Source organism: Bacillus toyonensis BCT-7112 (assembly GCF_000496285.1).
Taxonomy (GTDB): domain Bacteria; phylum Bacillota; class Bacilli; order Bacillales; family Bacillaceae_G; genus Bacillus_A; species Bacillus_A toyonensis.
In genome coordinates this window covers 4562994-4582491 of the sequence record NC_022781.1, presented here as the reverse complement: position 1 = coordinate 4582491, position 19498 = coordinate 4562994, and the positions used below count along the sequence as shown (strand labels likewise).

Annotated in this window: 19 protein-coding genes; 4 read left to right on the top strand and 15 right to left on the bottom strand. The window is 34.1% G+C overall.

Going from position 1 to position 19498, the window contains the following annotated elements:
• Window positions 1–3: 3 nt before the first annotated feature.
• From essA to BTOYO_RS23330, 10 genes are all read right to left on the bottom strand, one after another.
• A complete protein-coding gene (gene essA, locus BTOYO_RS23380) occupies window positions 4–507 on the bottom strand; it encodes a type VII secretion protein EssA (protein WP_000595649.1) in 504 nt (167 codons plus the stop codon).
• A complete protein-coding gene (esaA, locus tag BTOYO_RS23375) occupies window positions 479–4198 on the bottom strand; it encodes a type VII secretion protein EsaA (protein WP_023441232.1) in 3720 nt (1239 codons plus the stop codon). The genes essA and esaA overlap by 29 nt, the downstream gene beginning before the upstream one ends.
• A 126-nt stretch (window positions 4199–4324) precedes the next feature.
• On the bottom strand, window positions 4325–4621 hold the full coding sequence (locus tag BTOYO_RS23370) for a WXG100 family type VII secretion target (RefSeq protein WP_000918601.1): 297 nt from the start codon (window positions 4619–4621) through the stop codon (window positions 4325–4327).
• 343 nt (window positions 4622–4964) lie between these two features.
• Window positions 4965–5393 (bottom strand): GNAT family N-acetyltransferase, encoded by a 429-nt coding sequence (locus BTOYO_RS23365; protein WP_000584252.1) that lies wholly within the window; start codon window positions 5391–5393, stop codon window positions 4965–4967.
• Complete coding sequence (locus tag BTOYO_RS23360) at window positions 5390–5761, bottom strand: cupin domain-containing protein (protein WP_000688064.1); 372 nt, start codon at window positions 5759–5761, stop codon at window positions 5390–5392. Before BTOYO_RS23360 ends, BTOYO_RS23365 begins: the two co-directional genes overlap by 4 nt.
• 12 nt (window positions 5762–5773) lie before the next feature.
• Complete coding sequence (locus BTOYO_RS23355; RefSeq protein ID WP_000222833.1) at window positions 5774–6259, bottom strand: GNAT family N-acetyltransferase; 486 nt, start codon at window positions 6257–6259, stop codon at window positions 5774–5776.
• Entirely contained in the window at window positions 6256–6816 is a 561-nt protein-coding gene (locus BTOYO_RS23350) for a 2'-5' RNA ligase family protein (RefSeq protein WP_000270900.1), read from the bottom strand. Before BTOYO_RS23350 ends, BTOYO_RS23355 begins: the two co-directional genes overlap by 4 nt.
• A gap of 6 nt (window positions 6817–6822) precedes the next feature.
• The gene (locus BTOYO_RS23345; protein ID WP_001181779.1) at window positions 6823–7389 is read right to left on the bottom strand and encodes a GNAT family N-acetyltransferase; all 567 of its coding nucleotides are present in this window, start codon (window positions 7387–7389) and stop codon (window positions 6823–6825) included.
• Between the two features lie 438 nt (window positions 7390–7827).
• Window positions 7828–8955: a metallophosphoesterase gene (locus BTOYO_RS23335; protein WP_000411335.1), complete on the bottom strand. Its 1128-nt coding sequence runs from the start codon at window positions 8953–8955 to the stop codon at window positions 7828–7830.
• Between the two features lie 101 nt (window positions 8956–9056).
• The gene (locus tag BTOYO_RS23330; RefSeq protein ID WP_001101104.1) at window positions 9057–9479 is read right to left on the bottom strand and encodes a GNAT family N-acetyltransferase; all 423 of its coding nucleotides are present in this window, start codon (window positions 9477–9479) and stop codon (window positions 9057–9059) included.
• A 130-nt stretch (window positions 9480–9609) separates the two neighbouring features.
• On the opposite strand from BTOYO_RS23330, the gene pdxR reads away from it, so the two are divergent.
• Window positions 9610–11010, top strand: a complete 1401-nt coding sequence (pdxR, locus tag BTOYO_RS23325; RefSeq protein WP_000348004.1) for a MocR-like pyridoxine biosynthesis transcription factor PdxR — start codon at window positions 9610–9612, stop codon at window positions 11008–11010.
• 103 nt (window positions 11011–11113) lie between these two features.
• Here the strand turns inward: pdxR and BTOYO_RS23320 are convergent, their stop codons facing one another.
• On the bottom strand, window positions 11114–11959 hold the full coding sequence (locus BTOYO_RS23320) for a YitT family protein (RefSeq protein ID WP_000831972.1): 846 nt from the start codon (window positions 11957–11959) through the stop codon (window positions 11114–11116).
• Window positions 11960–12279: 320 nt separating this feature from the next.
• Window positions 12280–13488: a macrolide family glycosyltransferase gene (locus tag BTOYO_RS23315; RefSeq protein WP_000024446.1), complete on the bottom strand. Its 1209-nt coding sequence runs from the start codon at window positions 13486–13488 to the stop codon at window positions 12280–12282.
• Window positions 13489–13906: 418 nt separating this feature from the next.
• On the opposite strand from BTOYO_RS23315, the gene BTOYO_RS23310 reads away from it, so the two are divergent.
• Together BTOYO_RS23310 and BTOYO_RS23305 are read left to right on the top strand one after the other, a co-directional pair.
• The gene (locus tag BTOYO_RS23310; RefSeq protein WP_000941385.1) at window positions 13907–14785 is read left to right on the top strand and encodes a protein kinase family protein; all 879 of its coding nucleotides are present in this window, start codon (window positions 13907–13909) and stop codon (window positions 14783–14785) included.
• A 23-nt stretch (window positions 14786–14808) separates the two neighbouring features.
• Window positions 14809–15684: a GNAT family N-acetyltransferase gene (locus tag BTOYO_RS23305; protein WP_002038523.1), complete on the top strand. Its 876-nt coding sequence runs from the start codon at window positions 14809–14811 to the stop codon at window positions 15682–15684.
• A gap of 48 nt (window positions 15685–15732) precedes the next feature.
• On the opposite strand, the gene alr is transcribed toward BTOYO_RS23305, so the two are convergent.
• Entirely contained in the window at window positions 15733–16908 is a 1176-nt protein-coding gene (gene alr, locus BTOYO_RS23300) for an alanine racemase (RefSeq protein ID WP_002093776.1), read from the bottom strand.
• 171 nt (window positions 16909–17079) lie between these two features.
• Here alr and BTOYO_RS23295 point away from each other — a divergent pair, with 171 nt between their 5' ends.
• Complete coding sequence (locus tag BTOYO_RS23295; protein ID WP_000498009.1) at window positions 17080–17541, top strand: DinB family protein; 462 nt, start codon at window positions 17080–17082, stop codon at window positions 17539–17541.
• Here the strand turns inward: BTOYO_RS23295 and BTOYO_RS23290 are convergent.
• Together BTOYO_RS23290 and BTOYO_RS23285 are read right to left on the bottom strand one after the other, a co-directional pair.
• Window positions 17510–18706 carry an MFS transporter gene (locus tag BTOYO_RS23290; protein WP_002093777.1) on the bottom strand — a complete coding sequence of 399 codons (1197 nt, stop codon included), beginning with the start codon at window positions 18704–18706 and terminating at the stop codon, window positions 17510–17512. The two genes, BTOYO_RS23295 and BTOYO_RS23290, sit on opposite strands and share 32 nt — an antisense overlap.
• 201 nt (window positions 18707–18907) lie before the next feature.
• Window positions 18908–19453, bottom strand: a complete 546-nt coding sequence (locus BTOYO_RS23285) for a MarR family winged helix-turn-helix transcriptional regulator (RefSeq protein ID WP_000377473.1) — start codon at window positions 19451–19453, stop codon at window positions 18908–18910.
• Window positions 19454–19498 lie beyond the last annotated feature (45 nt).

Genomic DNA, 19498 nt, shown 5'->3' with positions numbered 1-19498 from the left:
ACTTTACCTCCAACTTTTGCGAAGAACCGTATAAATACCGATGCAAATAAGTACAATGCCACCACCAAATAATAATATGATTGTTGTACCAATTGGCTTTTCGTTCATTGTTTCATTACTCGCTACTTCATCTGCACTTTTTCTCACAACGTATTCACTGCTAAACAAACTATTTTTCATATCTTTCACACTATTATTTTCTTTTTGTTTTATAAAAAGAGAATCTCGTAAAGCTTCCATATCTTTTTGTTCTTTCTTTTTCTTTTTCTGAATTTCTTCTTCTATGTCTTTGCTAAATAACTCAATTGATGCTTTATCTAATTCTGTTTCCTTATGTTCTTCTTTATTTTTTTCTTGGTCGCTTTCTTCAATTCGATCCACTTTAAACTTAATCTTCCCATCATCACCAAGATAACTGTCCGCCGCGCTCCTTATCGGTAGCGCGACAAACAGTAAAAGGATAGAGAGAAATGATAACTTAGCCACTATGCTCCATTGTTTGATCATTTACTTCTTTTTCCTCCCATTTCTTATGCCATACAAATAGATTACTAACTAACCCTATAATGGCAATTACAAACAATACGATAAAAATAACTTTCCCCGTATCTTTACCGCTAATAAAATCATTTAGAAAACTTTCTATATACTGAAGTGGTGAAAATTGACGTACCTTTCCAACTGATGACATTTGATCTACTTTACTTCCAACTGCTTCAGTTAAAAATAGGTACATACTTAAAAATACTAATAGGATAAACATCCCTACCATTTTTATTTGTCGCAATAAATATGTTGAAACCAATACAAACGCCATCATAATGATTGTGATAAACGCAATCCATAGTAAACTTTGATCCTGACCAAACTGTAAAAGACGTCCAGAAATGATACCTATACTAATCCCTTCCACAATTGATATACCGAATGCTACTACTGTAGTTGGGACATTCATATCAATTAATGAGAATTTCTCTTCAAAATGATCTAATTGCGTTCGTTTCTTTTCTTGATTCGCAATTGCGTATGCTGTAAATAACGCAACAATAAAACAAGTTAATACGATTAAATATGGTGTAAAAGCATTACCAGCTACAATGACTCCATCATTTTGTTTCTGAACTGGACTAGATAAAAATTGATATAACATTTCATTTTGGCGATCACCAATTCGGCTATTAGCCAAAATTTTAGTAAAGTTTTTGGAGAATGTTTTATCATCGTCCATTTTCTTCGTAAAGTCATTTAATAATGAATCAGCTTTTGAAACAATTGTCGTTCCGCTGTCTTGAATTTCTTTTGCTTGTCCATTAATTTGATCAAATGTTTTATAAACATCGTCTGAAGTTGCTAAACTATGCTTCGAACTCTCGACCAATGACTGACTTTGTGACATTAATGATTTAATACCAGAATCTAACGATAAAACGGCTGTTTGCTCACCAGTATTATTTGTTGTTAGCACTTGCTGTTCTTCAACTAGCTTTAAGCTACTCTCACGCCATTTCGCTAAACCTTTTAAATATTCCCCTAAATTTTCATTCATACTAGTTGCTTGTTGCGTCGTTACATTTAATTTCTCTGCTAGTAACATTGAATTTTGATCCGCACTAGTAATGAATTGTTGATAAGAGTCTATTTTTTGCTTTAAACCTGTCATATCTTGCTTAACTTCTGCCGTAATACCTGATGAAACTAGGTTTGAAATTAAATCAATTAAGCTTTGTTTATTTAATACGTAGTACAAAGATTGTTCAGTTGCAATTGCATCTAAACTTCCCTCTTCTAGCTTAGGACCTACATCTTGCGTTCTTAAATCAATCCCATAATACATTTCGTATAAACTAATTAAACTTTGATAACTTTCAACTGTATCTACTGCTTCTTTTATTAATACACTAGATATATTTTTTGTTAATTCTTCTGATTTTTGATGTACAACTTGATTCGTTGTACTTTCAATAACTTTACCGTTATCTGTTCCCGGTTCGCCTCCTGGATTTCCTCCGGTTCCGTTATCTGTCCCCGTTCCGCCTCCTGGGTTTCCTCCGGTTCCGTTGTCTGTCCCCGTTCCGCCTCCTGGATTTCCTCCGGTTCCGTTATCTGTCCCCGTTCCGCCTCCTGGGTTTCCTCCGGTTCCGTTGTCTGTCCCCGTTCCGCCTCCTGGGTTTCCTCCAGTTCCGTTACCTGTTCCTGTTCCGTCTCCTGGGCTTCCTCCGGTTCCGTTATCTGTTCCCGGTCCGCCTCCTGGGTTTCCTCCGGTTCCGTTGTCTGTTCCCGTTCCGCCTCCTGGGTTTCCTCCGGTTCCGTTGTCTGTTCCCGTTCCGCCTCCTGGGTTTCCTCCAGTTCCGTTATCTGTTCCCGTTCCGCCTCCTGGGTTTCCTCCGGTTCCGTTATCTTTCCCTGTTCCGCCTCCTGGGTTTCCTCCATTATTCCCTGTTGTGTTTTCCATTTTTTTGATAATAGGCTTTTTAGCATTGTGTACTAACGGCATTATGCCATACTGTGATTTATGAACCACATTTTCCACCTTGCTGTTTTCAGTTTGTGTTCCTTTATCTTCTTTTTCAGGACTAGTTTCTTTTTTATGAGTCCCACTCAATTCCCACTGCCACATTACAGGAGAGAAAACATCTATATTGATGTTTGGATCTTTTAACTTTACATGCAAGCTAATCTTTATATCCCCTTCATTACGAGGAGCTATTGTAATTTCTCCTGCTTCGCTTTGAAGAAAGTCACTTGTACGATCCACATCATCAATATGTAAAGCTTCTGTACTTCCATCTAGTTTAAATTCTTCTGGAATATTTATCTTCAAAGTTTGTGAAGATTCCATTTTAATTACTTTCGCCGTATCACTAAATGTAATTCCCTCTGTATAAAGTTTATCCTTTACTTCTTTAATAGCGTTTCCTAAAGAGATTTTATTTACAGGATCATAATTAAAGTTATTTTCTTTATTATATTTATTTGTAAATTGGATTACATTTTGCAATTGTAATTTCGTTGTATCTGGCAAATCACTTTGAACGATTTCTTCCATGTTTAAACTAGGTAATTTCGCAATTAAATTTTCGATTTGGTTCTTTATTCGAACGTCTGGTTGTTTCATTAATGTATTTATAAAGATCTCTTGCTTTCCATCGTTCGACATAGATTGCTTTAACTTTTTAATTACCGTCTCTTGAATATCACTTTCTAACTTTCCTGCAAGTTCTGTATCATATTCTGACACTTGTTTTTTTACATCTGTTAAATGTTTTTGAATTGCTGAAGCATCAGCTAAAATATTTGGTTCTTTCTCTGAAAGCGTAAATTGATTTGTAATCACTTTATTAGCAGATTCCAATGCACCTAACTGCTTTAAAACATCGCCTGTATTCATTTCACTCATGTATTGATTAAATTGACTCGTAAAATTATTCGCTAACAGATTATTATCAGATTGCATTTTTTGGAAGTTATTAAACCCTTCTAAGTAAGTATTGTTAGATTTATTCCCTTCATCTAACACTTGACCGAAACCTTTTAATACATCCTGAAATCCTTTAAAACTATTAACAGAAACCCCAGTATAATCTTGCACTGTTTTAAATTGATTTGTGTAATTTGCTAAAGGACTATGTACATCTTTTTTGTACATAGTTGTTTGAACGTTTCCTTTTTCAATTATTTTCCCTATATTATCTTGTGCACCTTGCAACTTACCGATAATACTTGCAAAATAAACGTCGATGATTTGCTTATTGAAATCTTCTAAAATTGTAGACGCCGTATTCTCAGCCTCAGCTTTCAAATCGTTATTCCCAGTTGCATTTACTTTGTAGTTTAACGTTAATTTCTCTGGTAGTTCTGAATCAATCGCAACTGCTTTCCTAGAAAAATCGTTTGGTATAACAATCATCATGTTGTAATTATTATTTTTCAAACCATTTTCTGCTACTCCACGACTAACTACGTACCATTCTTGTTTCGTATTTTTATTTACATTTTTAACAAATTGATCTCCAAACGCTATTTTATTGCCCTCAAATACAGTGCCCTGATCTTCATTTACCAACGCAACTGTCATTTTTGGTGTAGTATTCTCATTAGCTTTCTTAACATTTTGATTTAATGCTAAATAGGAGACCCCTGTTGATAGTACAAGAGCTAAAATAATAAACAACAAGATGCTCCATCTAAACTTTTTCACTACTTATCACTCCTGCGACCGCGAGTCTATTAATTGAAAGACTTCGTATCTTACTCTAGTTTTAAAGTAATTTAGCCATACAACGTATGGTTGCATGGCTAAATTATATATTTCTTTTTATCTGTCTTATTGTAGACCGAAATTACGAGAAAGATCTTCGTCATGTCTAGCAACAGCCTCTGCAGTTTTATTAAGCTGCATATTAATTTCTTGTAATAGCTGTGCGAAGTTTTGTACTTTTGGTTTTAATTGATTGAACTGTTGATCAAAGCCTTCAAAAGCACGACCTTCCCATTCTCCTCTTAATTCATTTTGTAAGTTTTGTAGCTGACGTAAGATGTCCTCAATTTGATTTGCACCTTGTCCATATCGAGTCGCTTTTGATTTAAGCTCCTCTGGTGACATACGAATTTGTCCTGCCATTATTAAATCCCCCTTAAAATTTAAAAATAGTAAAATTAACCAATAATCAATTCTACAAATTGATTATATCAATAATTTAAAAATTTCTAAACAAAAAAATGATATTTTTCCAAAATTTCTCTTTTACTATAATAACGATATATTGTATAATATAAATTTTCTATTTTTTAAGAAACTACTATTACTTGAAAATAAAAATCAATTAAACAAATTCTACAAATGTTATTCTTAACAATAGAAAAAAAGATTACCTAACATGAATGCGTATATTTCCCATTAAAAAGTTTGATTAAAACTCTATTGGAATTCTTTAATTAAAAGAAATACAGCCTCGCAATTTTTCTCACTTCAAAGTCATAATTACCTGTCTTTCAACAAACCCAAGTTCTTCGTACATCTCTTTCGCAAAATTCCCAGCAAATACATTTAATCGAATTTCTGAATATTTCTCCTTCAATTCCTTAATACCGGCCTCCATCAGTTCTCGTGATATCCCTCTCCCTCGATACTCTGAAAAAACGTATAGCTCATATATAAATCCAAGTTTTTCACGAGAAAAATAGTCAGTATTTTCCCCTATTAATATCCACCCTAATATTTTATTTTCTTCTTTAATGACTAAATAACATGCTCCCTTTTCTACTATTGGTTTTGTAATTTCAATCGCTTTCTCTGTACTTAATTGGCAATTCCCTCTCGTCCCTTCAAAAAGCGATTGGGCTGCATATTTTAATATTTTACTTGTATCTTCTTGATTCGCCTTTATTATCATTTTTCACAACCCCCATCCTTAATAGGCATTACTATCGATTGTTCAAGATTCTCCGCTTCCATAATAATTGCCAGTAATCCATGTTCTGTACTCGTCTCATGAAACTCTCCTTTCTCCCAAAACACAGCTTGTCCAGCTCTTATCTTTACTTTTTCTTTATCTGCCCCACACACATATCCTTCTCCGTCCATAATAAGAAGCAGCTGTGATACAACTGCTTCATGATATCCAATTATTCCATTCTCTTGTAAATGCATAGCACCGATATGTACATTCCCTTGGTGGTTTACTATTTTCGACATTATGAAATTAGATTGAAATACTGATATGCGCTTTCCCGCTTTTTCACTAAAATCAAAAATCTTCACTTCTAGTCCTCCTTATATGTATAAAACCATCCTTACTGTCTGCATCAAATGTCCTTCAAAGTCTTCTTCAAATTGCTCTAATTCAGCAAAACCTTTCGCTTCATAAAAATGTTTACCTTTTTCATTTGCTGCTTCTACATGAATGTATAGTTTCCGAATTCCTTTTAATACCGTTATTCCTTTTTGTAATAAAGCACTTCCTATCCCTTTCCCTTGCTGATCTGGTAACAAATAAATCGCACCTAATTCTGCTTCGTTTTGCAATCTAACTGGTGAAAAATTAGCAAATCCTATTACTTCTCCCTCTTCCTCCGCAACGAATAAATGTGTATTTTTAAGACGATATTTCATTTTTTCATCAGAATATGCCTCGTCTAAAAAACTGTCTTGAATCTTTCTCGGAATAATGCCTTCATATGTATCATGCCAAGCTACTTTCGCTACTGTTTGTACAGCATGAATATCTTCTTGCTTCATTTCTCTAATTACATATGTCATCTCGATGTCTCCATTCTCTTTAAATTATATTCTGCTACTATACTAGAAGAAACGGCAGAACCATTTTCATAATTTACCTTAATTAATTTTAACTTTTCAATCGAAGCTGTTTTAACATCAAAATTCCCATATATATACTCCATTGCGCTTAAAAACTGAGTCGAGTTCAAATGATTCGCTATCGTACAATGCGGAACCCATTTGCCCGGTACATAATATGAATTTGGATTATTATGAAAAGCTTGGAAATGATCATGATAAGAATGATGAAGTGTTAACAATTCATCGGTAATAGTCGGCGCTAGAAAAATCGTTCCGTTTGTAGGAAAAGTTCCAACAGAAGAAAAAGTCACTGCAGCCATTTTCTCTTGAATAGCTACAAACTCCTCTAATTTCTTAGTATATAAATTAACATCTAACTCCTTATAGTCCGCAAGTGTGATATGCGGTTCTACTCCCGCTAATTGATTTGACTCTATTATATTCGTTAGTTCATTTTGCAATTCTATAATCTTATTAATAAACACACTATCAAATGTTGCAATAATAGCGTACATGCTTCCTCACCCCTTCGTTACATATATCGCTTCCCATTCTTCACGAATCATTCCCATTCGAATAGAATCATAGTATGTTCCGTTATAATATCGGCATTTGCGCATTCTACCTTCTAAAGTCATTCCTATTTTCTCAGCTACTTTCATCATTCGTTCATTACCAGACCACGTCGTGAGCCCTACTCTACCAATCTCCATCTTTTCAAATAATAAATCTCGATATAATGTTAATGCTTCTGTACCGTAGCCACCATTCCAGTATGTTGGATCATAAATAACAATTCCCATCTCCAACCAACGCGTCGGTTTATGTTCCCAATAAAATCCGACTGTACCTATAATTTGATCGTTATTTTCTATAATTAAATTTGATAGAGGTTCTTCTTGTAAACGAGTTAACATCTTTTCTTTATAAGGTGCGTATTCTTGCATTGAGTAAGGGAAATATGGCGCGTCCCACTTCTTCCATTCTGGATTTTCTTCTTTAAATACGAGGCTCCATAATGTTTTTATATCTGATTCTTCAATTGTACGAATTGTAACTTTGTTCCCCTTTTTTATAACGTTTTGCATAATTTCCTCCTACATTCCTCTTTATTTCATATATAATTATAATATTTTTTCAGAAAAATCAAAACAAAACTCTATAATATATTGTTTCATTTTGTTATTTGGCACTTAATATTTATGAAGAAAGTAGTCTTCTAACCTTTAATCTCACCATATTTCAGGAGGAATTTATTTTGGGAAAAGTTCAAGAGATATATCAACGATTCCAAGAAGATATGAAACGGAATCATACCACTAAACGAAATGACTTTCAGCATTGTAAAGAATTCCTTCTGTTCACTCATATGTTATTAACTACGGAAGTATCCGAAATAAATGAAAAGTTTCGTACAAGCATTTACAAAACGGAATGCCAGAAGATAAATCCTCCATAATAGCTAAAGATGATATATGTGACCGTAACGCAGTTAATAAAAAACAGGAGGTTACATCCCTCCTATTTCAGCTCAATATTTTACTTTCCTTCTTATTTATCTCAAGTAGAATCCCTTTCTCTATCCAGCCTTCTACTCCATTTTTTTTAATTAAATCATACCCTGCGCAGCTACCATCAATGAGAGAAACAATATCCCCTTTTCTAACACCTATTTGCGCACAAGAAATATCGGTTTTCACTGTGTATTCACCTGACTCACGTTGCCTAATATATTCATTTTTCACATTGAGTAATTTATTCGTTTCCTTTTGCTTGCATATTGTGTAATCTCGCCTCTTCTCCACCGGCTCTATGTAATAATACGGATATGTAACCCCTCCCTGCATTGTTGCATCAGCATTAAATTCTGCTGTTGCTTCATAAATTGGAAAATAGTCTACATATGTATAAGAAAACGTATCACCTGTTAGTTTCCTCTGAATGATAAATGCGTTTAATTGTCCTGCTTCTTTAATCGCATTCCCGCCGTCAATTGCAATAATTTTTTTCTCCTTATCAATAACTGGATTGTTAGACGGGGCTTCTTCAGAATAGTTCACAACAGGCCAATGCCCAACAACTACATACTTATTAGCTCTATGCGATTTATTAAAAAACTCTGGCATTGCTATCGCATTTTTGCGCGCTGTTTCTTTCCAATCTACTCTATCTTCCAGTCCAGCATGTACAAAAATATAATCTTCTGTTTCAATCGCTGTTGGCAGCTTATTTAGCCAATTTATTTCTTTTGAAAAGTGACTTAACAGTACTTCCTTCACTTCCTGAATTGAAGTATCTTCCTGAATAGAAAAATGTAATTGTTCTAACCATTCATTAAAAATCGAATGCTTTCTCGTACATAAATAATTAATGAGACCTGGATTTTCATTTAGAAGAGCATCAACTAAAACTTCACAATTCCCTTCAACAACGTGAACATTTAAATTACTCTCTACAAGATCCATTACATAGTCTACTACGCCGATGCTATCGCTTCCTTTCTCACAAAGGTCTCCATTAATAATTAAATAATCTTCATTCTTAAAGTTAACTTTATGTAGTAATTCTTTTAAAAGGTTCAATTCTCCATGAATATCAGATATTATGATAACTCTAGCATTATTAGGGATAGATAGTTTCTTTATTTTCTCCAAGTATAAACGCTCCAATCATTTTCTTTATTTATACAAAATAAATTATAAACCTTTCTAAATGAAATAGGTTCTATAATATGTCATATAGAACCTATCTTTCTTTATAATTTTTTATAAAAAGAATAACTTACCTTATCATACCCTTCCCTTTCATAAAAACGATGAGCATCAATTCTAGGAAACGCTGATGTTAAGTCGATAGACTCACATCCATTTTCCTTTCCCCAGTTCTCTATATAAGAAAGTAATACATTCCCATATCCTTTTGAACGATGTGCTTCTGCTGTTACAAGGTCATATACGAAAACGTGCTTCTTATTATAAAAGTTCGTACAAATTGCTACACCGGCAAGGCCAACAACTTCATCATCTTCATTACGTAACGAAAATAGTTTATAATTTTCTTCTTTCATTTTTCGAAATAAAAAGCCTGCTTCCTCTTCGGAAAGCTGTGTTCGTAATTGCTGTAAAATAGGTAATACTTCATGTAATTGTGCTTCTGTTACTACTTCTTTAACATTCATTTGAACTCTCTCCTAACAATTTGTATAATTTTCTAAATGTTATATCATTATTATAGGGAGTATCTGCCCTTCACTTAAGTGACAGTTTAATTATTTTTTATAAGGCCAGTTTTAAAGGAGAGTTCTTACTATGGATTTTACTATCCCATTGCAATTAGAAAGCAATACACCTATTTACTTACAAATTTACGAATTTATAAAATATGAAATTATACAGGGAACTATTTCTGTTGGTACACGTCTTCCCTCACATAGAAACTTAGCGTCACAACTTAATATTAGCCGCATTACTGTTGAATCAGCTTATCAACAATTATTAGCTGAAGGTTATGTAGAAAGTAAACCGAAGCGTGGTATTTTTGTTGCAAATGTCGATATTGACGTTATCCCGAATAAAAAATTAAATATGGCAAAGGAAAAGAGCAATTTAATAGAAGATCCGTTTGAATATGATTGTAGCCAAGGTCTTATTGATCAAACTGCTTTTCCGATTACAAACTGGAAAAGAGCGTTACAAGAAGCAATACTAAAGTACGAAAATGCGTTATTTGCTAAAGAAGACCCACAAGGTGAGTTCGTTCTTCGAGAACATATTTCAACATATTTATATCATGCGCGCGGTGTATATTCTTCACCTGATCAAATTGTGATTGGTGCCGGAACACAGCCACTTCTTTGGCTACTAATTCAACTGCTTGGTCCTACAAAAGAGTACGGCATTGAAAACCCTGGATTTCACCGTATACATGCAATTGTTAAAAGCTGCAATCAACAAATTCATCCCATTCCATTAGACGAAAAAGGGATTCGTATTTCTAACTTATACAATACAAATTCCAATGTCGCATACGTTACGCCATCACATCAATTTCCGCTTGGAATGATTATGCCTTTATCTAGAAGATTGGAATTGTTAAAATGGGCCAATGATCGCGATGGATATATTATTGAAGATGACTATGATGGGGAGTTCCGTTACGCAGGTAAACCAATTCCGTCTTTACAAAGTCTTGACTCAAATGAACGTGTTATTTATATGGGGACTTTCTCAAAATCTTTTTTACCTTCTTTACGAATGGGATATGTTGTTTTACCACCGCATCTTTTAAAAACGTATGAAGCGTTGCAAGGTATTTTTAAACAAACAGTCTCTACTACACAACAACTTGCTTTCGCTAATTTTATACAAAGTGGAAATTGGGAACGTCATATTAACCGCAGTCGTACGTTGTATAAAAGAAAACATCATACATTAGTAAAATTCATTGTGAAAGAAATGGGTACTAATGTTCAAATTCTTGGTGAACAATCAGGTCTTCATATTGTTCTACGTATCCATAACAATATGAATGAACAAGAACTTATTGAATCAGCTAAGAAACAAAGTATTAAGTTATATCCACTTTCTCCCTATGATTTTGTAAATGATTTACGCAAAGAATCTTACGTATTACTCGGTTTCGGTAGTATTCCCGAAAATAAAATTGAAACGGTAGTAAACTTATTGAATGAAGTTTGGTTTCCTAGTTAAAAGAGAATTTGCTAACGCTGAGTTTAACTCGTAATACAATAACAATTCAACAAAACAAAAAAGAAGATTGTCCAAAATAGCTTTTTGGACAATCTTCTTTTAGTTAATCACCTGATCGAGCGGTCCTTCCCGGACGCTTAACACCAGTTGTTTCTGTTGAATAAGAAGCTTCAATTATAGCAGTTGGATCTACAGAGAGAACGAGATCTTTCATTTTCGGATAAATGAAACGGTTTGTAATACAATAAATGATTCTCTTATGCTCTCCTAAAAAACCGCCTTCTCCATGTAGATACGTAACGGATAATTGCAATTCTTTCATAAGTAGATCGCCTATTTCTTTATTCTTACCAGAAATAATCATGACGCTCTTTCCTTGATTAATGCCATCTAATATGAAATCAATCATCTTCGTAACAATATAGAAAATTGCTAATGAGAACATCGCTTGTTCGATTGAAAATAAAATGGCCACAAAAATGAAAATAACTGCATTTACAGCAAGTAAAAATGTGCTAATTGGTACCTTAAAGTGTTTGTTCATCCAAACTGCTAACATTTCTGAGCCATCTATTGCTCCGCCCATTTTCACTACAATCCCTACACCAATTCCAAACAGTACGCCACCATAAAGTACAATTAATAGTTCAGAAGTTGTAATCGCTGGAAATGGTTTTAAATAAATCAATCCGAGTGTTGTAACGACATTCGCATACGATGTACGTATAAAAAATTTCTTCCCCATTACTTTTGCAGTAAATAGTAAAATAGGAATATTAAGTCCTAAAAACACGCCATACAGCGGTAATCCTGCAACTTTATTTGCCATAATAGCAATAGCCGTTACCCCGCCATCTACTAGTCCATTAGGCGCTAAAATAAGCTCTAGTGAACCCGCTACAATAATGGAGCCAATTGTTAATAATACGTATTCAAATACTCTCTTCATTCATTACCCCCAAAACTTATATATTTTCTTAGTATTATTTTAACGTAATCTTACTACTAATACAAAGATATCAGTTTATATACACAGAAGTTTCACCTTTACAGTGATTTTTATGTAATTGATTTAAAGCCTAATAGAAGAAACACACTTACATATTACAATAAGTGTGTTTTAAGCGTTTATTCTGCTATTCGCGAGCAGTAGACTCCCGTTTCAAATTTCAAGCTGAAACAAAGAGTCGGCTACCCAAAAACGCCCGATTCGTGTGAGCTAACAATCAGTTGTAGATGAACAAAGTCCACACTGATTAAAGTTTCACTTTATTTAAGCTTTAAATATGAATTCATTTTCATTTTAAATATTTCATCAACTGCTCTCTCATACCCACCACTATTTCGAAGTGACTTTCCAACTTTACGACTATTTTCCTTAAACGTTACATCATCCATTACTTCCTTTACAGTCTCACGTAACAATTCAGAAGTTAATTCTTTACGATTAAGCCTTATTCCAGCTCCTACTTCAGTCACTCGTTTCGCAACTAAAGGCTGATCTCCTGTTATCGGAATTACAACTAACGGGACACCGTAATATAACGCTTCACTCGAGCTGTTCATACCACCATGTGTCACGAATACATCAGCATGCTGTAATACTTCTAATTGCGGCACATAATTATACAACTTAAAGTTATTCGGAATATTTTCAAATTGACTTATATTCATTTTCTTACCAACAACTAATATGACTTTCGCTTCTACATCTTTAAACGCTTCAAAACATTTTTCATACAGGGCAGGTTGTTCATTAAAAACTGTTCCCATAGAAATAAAAATCACTTTTTCATCTTTTAAATCTTTAATAGGAAAACTGTTCTCTTCTTTTCGAGTAGCAATTGATGGACCGACAAATTTATACGATTCATCAAATACATCCGAATGTGGCTGATATTCTTTTGAAGTGTATACAATCGTAATATCGCCAGGATGATTCATAATATCATACAAACTATTACATTTCATTCCATACTGCTCTTTCCATCTTTCCATTCCCACTACACAAGATTGGTATAATGGATTGGTCTCATCTATTGGGCTCGATTCTTGCTCATCATTAAAAGTAATGTACTGATTAAAAGCAAAGGTTGTACAAGAAGAAACGCTTTGCAACTGTAGAATATTCGCTATAATACGTCCAACCGGAAAATGATTATCGTATATTAAGTAATCGTACTTTTCTCCTTTTGTTTCTTCTACAATTTTAGTAACAATACGTTCTGATGCTTCAATCATATGGGACAGCATCGTCAAAGGACTACCACCCTCATTAACTCGTTCCATAATATTAATTTGCGAAAGAAAATTCTCAAATGATCGAAATTCAGCGCCTGTTGCTTCAACCTTGTTTTTGTAATCTTCAATACAATATGATACAACTGTTTCCCCACGTCGAATTAACTCATTAACAACTGCTATCGTCGGATTAATATGACCTTCTCCAGGGAAATTTATTACGAGTACGTTCGCCATACCATTCTCTCCTTTCGATTCAACACACATTAATTAATACTTAATCATGTTAATTAATTTAAATCTATTATATAGGAATCTATTCTCCTTCTTCCTATCTTTCTCTTCATTTTATTATTGAGAAATATTGTCTAAAGCCCGCACTATTACGAGTACAGAACCTTATAAATAGGCACTTCATTCCCCTTTTACTTTTTATATCTCGTATCATACGAACTTTACATTCGAGCATTTTTCACGTTTATCATTCGAAAACATTATTTTGATAATTCATACAAAACTAGAAAAATATAATTTCTATGCTGATTTCTCACTATAAATTTATGTATGCTCTATATTGTCCCCTATCATGATCCACGGGGTACATATTCTGTTATATAATGAATTTATAGAATTTACAGGAAAATGAGGGAATTTCATGTTACAACAACTATTCACTTCACCTATTCTATCCATCCGAGCTTTACATCCAGGCTATGAAGATCATGCAAGTGACGTTTTTCTCATTCAAACAGCAGATGCAGAAGTTATCGTTCGTTCTTCTAAAATGAATGAAGAGCCAAATAATGATTTTTGGTGGGGATGCAAAAATCTCTTTGGAATTGATCCAAGGAACGTACATCATTTAGAAACGGTACATGCATTGCTGCAAAAACATACAAATCTTCCTATCCCAACAATTTTAGAAAAACATATTTTAGATGGCCGAGAATTCATTGTGGCTGAAAAATTAGTAGGTAATACAGTTCAATCTTTTATTGGGCAACCAGATTCTATTTTATTCAGCCTAGGAAAAGGACTAGCACAAATACATAAGTATTCAGCCCATTTCGTAGGAAATCCGTCACGTACACTCCAAGTTCCACTAGTGGAATTCCAGCCACACATTTTAAAAGCGAGTAAAGAACTTGTGAATAGGTTTTATTCCGATAACGAGAGCATATATAACGCATTTCATACTTTTGAGTCACAACTTTCTACCTTACCAACACCAAAGGAATCTACACTCGTCTTAATTGATATGGATCCTACTCAGTTTTTATCAGATGGTATAACTATTACTGGTTTAGTAGATACAGAAGCTTATGCAGTTGCCCCGCGAGAGTTTGATTTTATCGGATTAGAATATGTACTTTCAGAAAAAGAGGCTCATGCCTTTAAAAGTGGTTACGAAACAATTATGTCTATTCCTCATCTTGAGGAATGTAGACAGCCTTATCGTTATTTGTACCGACTGTTATCTGTTCAAGGTAGTGTGGAATTAAAGAAATGGTTAAGTTACCCATCCTATTTTTAAAAACGATTGCGAGGGATTATGAAATGAACATTGAAAAAAAGAAATCTTTAACAGCAAACGAAATTCAGCAAATGAAAGATTTAGCTCATATTTGCGGACAATACGATCAAATTGATTACTCATCAGATTTACATGTTAACTTTTTAACTGCTCGTAATAAAAAAGAAATCAATGATTTTCTATTTTTTGATGATACCCAATTAATTGGTGCATTAAGTATGTACGACTTTGAAAGACCGACTAAACTGGAGTTAATAGGATTCGTGCACCCAAACTTTAGAAAACAACATATAGGCACTGCCCTTTTACAAACTGCCATGAACGAAATACAAAAAAGAGACACAGACGAAGCTCTTCTCATCATTAACGGAGATTCCTCGTCTGGGAAAGCATTTGCAAATCAAATGAAATTACCTTATCTATACAGCGAGTATAATATGACGTGTAAATCAAATAAAAAACGAGAAACAATGAAGAATACTATTAAACTTTCCATCGCATCTTCAGAATTACTTCCTAATCTCATAGAAATCTCTAGTAAAGCTTTCGGGGATTCTGTAGCAAATACATCCACATGGTTGCAAAAAATGATGAAGTCACCTTCTCATCAAGTTTACGTTGCTCTTATGAATGAAAAATCAATTGGAACGATTACAGTTACTCACCAAGAGCGATCTACTACACTTTCAGGCTTCGCAGTCCATCCTTCTTATCAAGGTAAAGGATATGGTAAAGATATTCTAAGTTATATGGTACATACCCTCATTACAGAAGGAGTTTCAACGATTGAATTAGACGTCGAAACGAAAAATAACAATGCTTTACAGTTATATACACATTGTGGCTTTGAAATTATAATGAAGCATAATTATTATGACTTGTTCAAAAAACATCAATAGCCCAATTTTCATTTACGAAAAGTAAAGAAAAAACTGAATCATATCGATTCAGTTTTTTCTTAATATATTTACAACCGCAGTCGTTTCATTATTTTCTTTATAAACACGAGGAATTCTTCTGTCTAACATACATGTAACTTCATAATTAATTGTGCTCAACATATCCGCTACTTCTTCTACAGCAATTTCTTCTTCACCTTGTTTGCCGTAAAATACCACATCGTCCCCTACTTGTACTGGCATCGCTTTTGTAACGTCCAGCATAAGCTGATCCATACAAACACGACCAATAACCGGCACTCGAACTCCATTAATTAATGCATACCCTTTATTAGATAACTGGCGATTATAGCCATCAGCATAACCAATCGGCACAGTCGCAATCCATTCTTCACCCGTTGTTACATACGTATTTCCATAACTAACACCACGATTTTTCGTCGCATGTTTAACATGAGCTACTTTTGATTTTAATGACAATGCAGGCTGTAAGGAAACGACTGTATGATCCACTTCTTTCGAAGGATACATGCCGTAAACTCCAATACCAACGCGAACCATATTTTGAAATGTATTGCTTAGTTCCATTGACCCTGCACTATTTGAACTATGAATGTATGGTATTTGCATCCCTAATTCATTTGCTGTATTTACAGCTTTCTCAAATAAACTTGTTTGCATATTCGTATACGATTTATCAATTTCATCTGCCGTAGAGTAATGTGTAAACATCCCTACTACCTCTACATACTCCATACGGTTTAATTCTTCTAAAAATGGTTTAACTTCTTCTTCTTGCAAACCGATACGGCTCATTCCTGTATCGATTTTCACTTGAATACGTGCTTTATTTTGAAGACGTTGTGCAATTTCATTTATGCCTTGTAAATCTTCTATTCTATAGACTGTCATCATAACGTCATATTGAATTGCGGATTCCGCAGCTGCAACTGATGTATAACCCAATATTAAGATTGGTACAGTGATTCCAGCTTCTCTTAATTCGATCGCTTCATCGACAAATGCAACTGCAAGCTGGTTCACCCCTGCTTCAATCGCAGCTTTCGCAACTTCAACTGCCCCATGGCCATACCCATTCGCTTTTACAGCAGCCATCATTGCAATATTTTCATCGTTTACATGTTTTTTAAATTCTTTTACATTATGTTTTACAGCATTTAAGTCAACTTCAACAATTGTATCTCTTCCATATTTCAAACTCATTGGTCTAACTCCTAACTCAATAATTGCATTCCATTCTATTTCACGTTTCATATGACCTTTTACAATATAATACGTTTCACTATGCTAGTCAAACTACTAGAATTTTCGGAATTTTAAGTATGATATAATACCCTTAAGAATTAATTATATATGGAGATGAGGAGAATTACAATGTTTGTACAATCTGCGTTGCATCAACTAAAAGTTGCTGTTGATACTTCTATCCAAATACTGAATCAATATAATGAAAGTGATTTGAAAATAACACCGATTGAATCAAAGCGGTCATTATTTGAAATGTGTACACATCTTTCCCTTATTTGCCATGCTGATTTACTCATCTTAAATGGTATTTCGGAAAAAGAGTTACATACCTTTTATATAGAACAAACACCCGAAACAATTGCTCAAATGCAACAAATGATGATACAAGGGTACGATTTACTTTCTAAAACTTTTTTATCCTATTCCAATGAAGAATTAGCGGAAATTATGACTGCTTATTGGGATATTGCTTATTCTCGATTCGAATGGTTACTTGAAATCGTCGCTCACTTTTATCATCATCGCAGTCAAATTCACATTTTACTAGTTGAGCATGTTAAAGATCCTTGCATTCCTTTATTTGAATGAAAAGAGTGGAAACAAAGCCAATAAAGAGTATGACTCCTAATAAAATAAACGTCTGAGCATAGTTCCCTATTTTCATAAGATAAATAGAAATAATAGGTCCTATACTAGTTCCTAAAAATAAAACGAAAGTATAAATAGAAACCGCTATTCCCCTTGCTCTCCCTCCTAATTGGCCGACAAGAGAAACTAAAGATGGAACCGATATAGCAATACCTATTACGAAGCAGACGCTCATCATTACAAGTAACGGCAGTGTCGAAATAAATCCCATTGAACTTAGACTAAAAATAGCAACTAACAATCCTCCTTGAAGAACTTTCTTTACTTCGAACCTCTTTGTTAAACGACCTGCAAATGGTGATAGTAACATACCAAATAACCCTGCTAGGCGAAAATAAAGAATTTGTTCTGCTGTTAAATTGTAAGTAGAAGAGCTCAAATAATTCCCTAAAACAGTATACATATTAACAAAAGCCATTAATAAAACAAACGCAACCATATAGCTCCATACTAAGCTTTTATGTGTAAAAACTTTCCCCATCTGTTTCATTGGCCCCAAAATATCCGTATAAGCTTGAGACGTTTCCCCTTTCGGAAGAGAATAATGAACCCATACAGCAGTAATGATATAGACAAAACTAAGAAGAAAGAACACCATATGCCATCCAAAATGCTGACTAACAGCAGTACTTATTACTTGCCCTGCAATTCCAGCTACTAAAAAACCGGTACTAACAAACCCTATCGTTGTAACTTTTTTCTCTACTGGAAACATTTCTACAACGTAAGCTAACGCCACTGGAGAAAATGTAGCTGCTGCTATTCCCTGTAACCCTCGGAGAATAATAAGCCAAAATAAGCTATCCACAAACCCTAAGAAAAAAGAAACAATCGACAGTGCAAGCAATCCAATAAAAATCACTTTTTTTCGCCCATATTTATCAGAGATTGCCCCAAATAACAAACAACCTATAGCAAAACCTACCGAAAATATACTGCCTGTAGCCGCAGATTGCGCTAATGAAACTTTAAAAATGTCTGAAAATAGAGCGATTAAAGGAATCGTCACATATAGGCTGGACATAACTACCATACCTGCCCAACATAACACCGCTGTCATTACTGTATAATTCCTCCCACTATTTACTTCTTTTGATATTTCCATCATAAAATCTCCCCCTTACATTGATTTTCCTCATCGATTGAAAACTTATAAAGTAAATGACTCAAAATAAAATCCCTTCAACACTCACTCAATTCGTTTACGTTAATAAATACATTATCGCCCTTTAAATTAGCTAAACATATAATAAGGTAACCTAATTATATGTTTAAATAAAAAAGTTGACTCTCACAATCAACTTATTTACCTACCTTCGCCTAATTTCATCTGCATAATTACTTGCATTTTATTTAATAGCTTCTCTAACACTTGACGCTCTTCTTGATTAAAGTCATTAACTAACGAAGCGCAAGATGACCAAAAAGTCGGTAAAGAATGTGTAACTAGTTCTTTTCCTTTCGGAGTAATTTTCACCTTTAATCTTCTTCGATCTTCAGAATGATGGAACCTTACGATTAACTCTCGTTTCTCCATCCAATCTAATAAGCCGGTGACAGAAGCACGTGTAATCCCTAATCGACTCGCTATATCCGACGGACTCATGTTCACTTCTTCTCCATTCGATTCCATTTCACGCAAAATAAATAACAATAAAAAATCTAATTTGCTTTCCGAAATACCAAGCGGAGCTAAATCTACGTCAACAGCATCAAGAACATTATCAGACGTCCATAACATTAACAAACCAAGTTTTGCTGCGATTGGATCTGTATCCGTTGATGCTGTCTTTTTTATTAACTCTGCATATGGATCAATCCCTAAAGGAAGATCACATTTTTTTGAATCCATTCATTTTCACTCTCCTTCCTCCCATTTAATTAGTTTACCTAACTA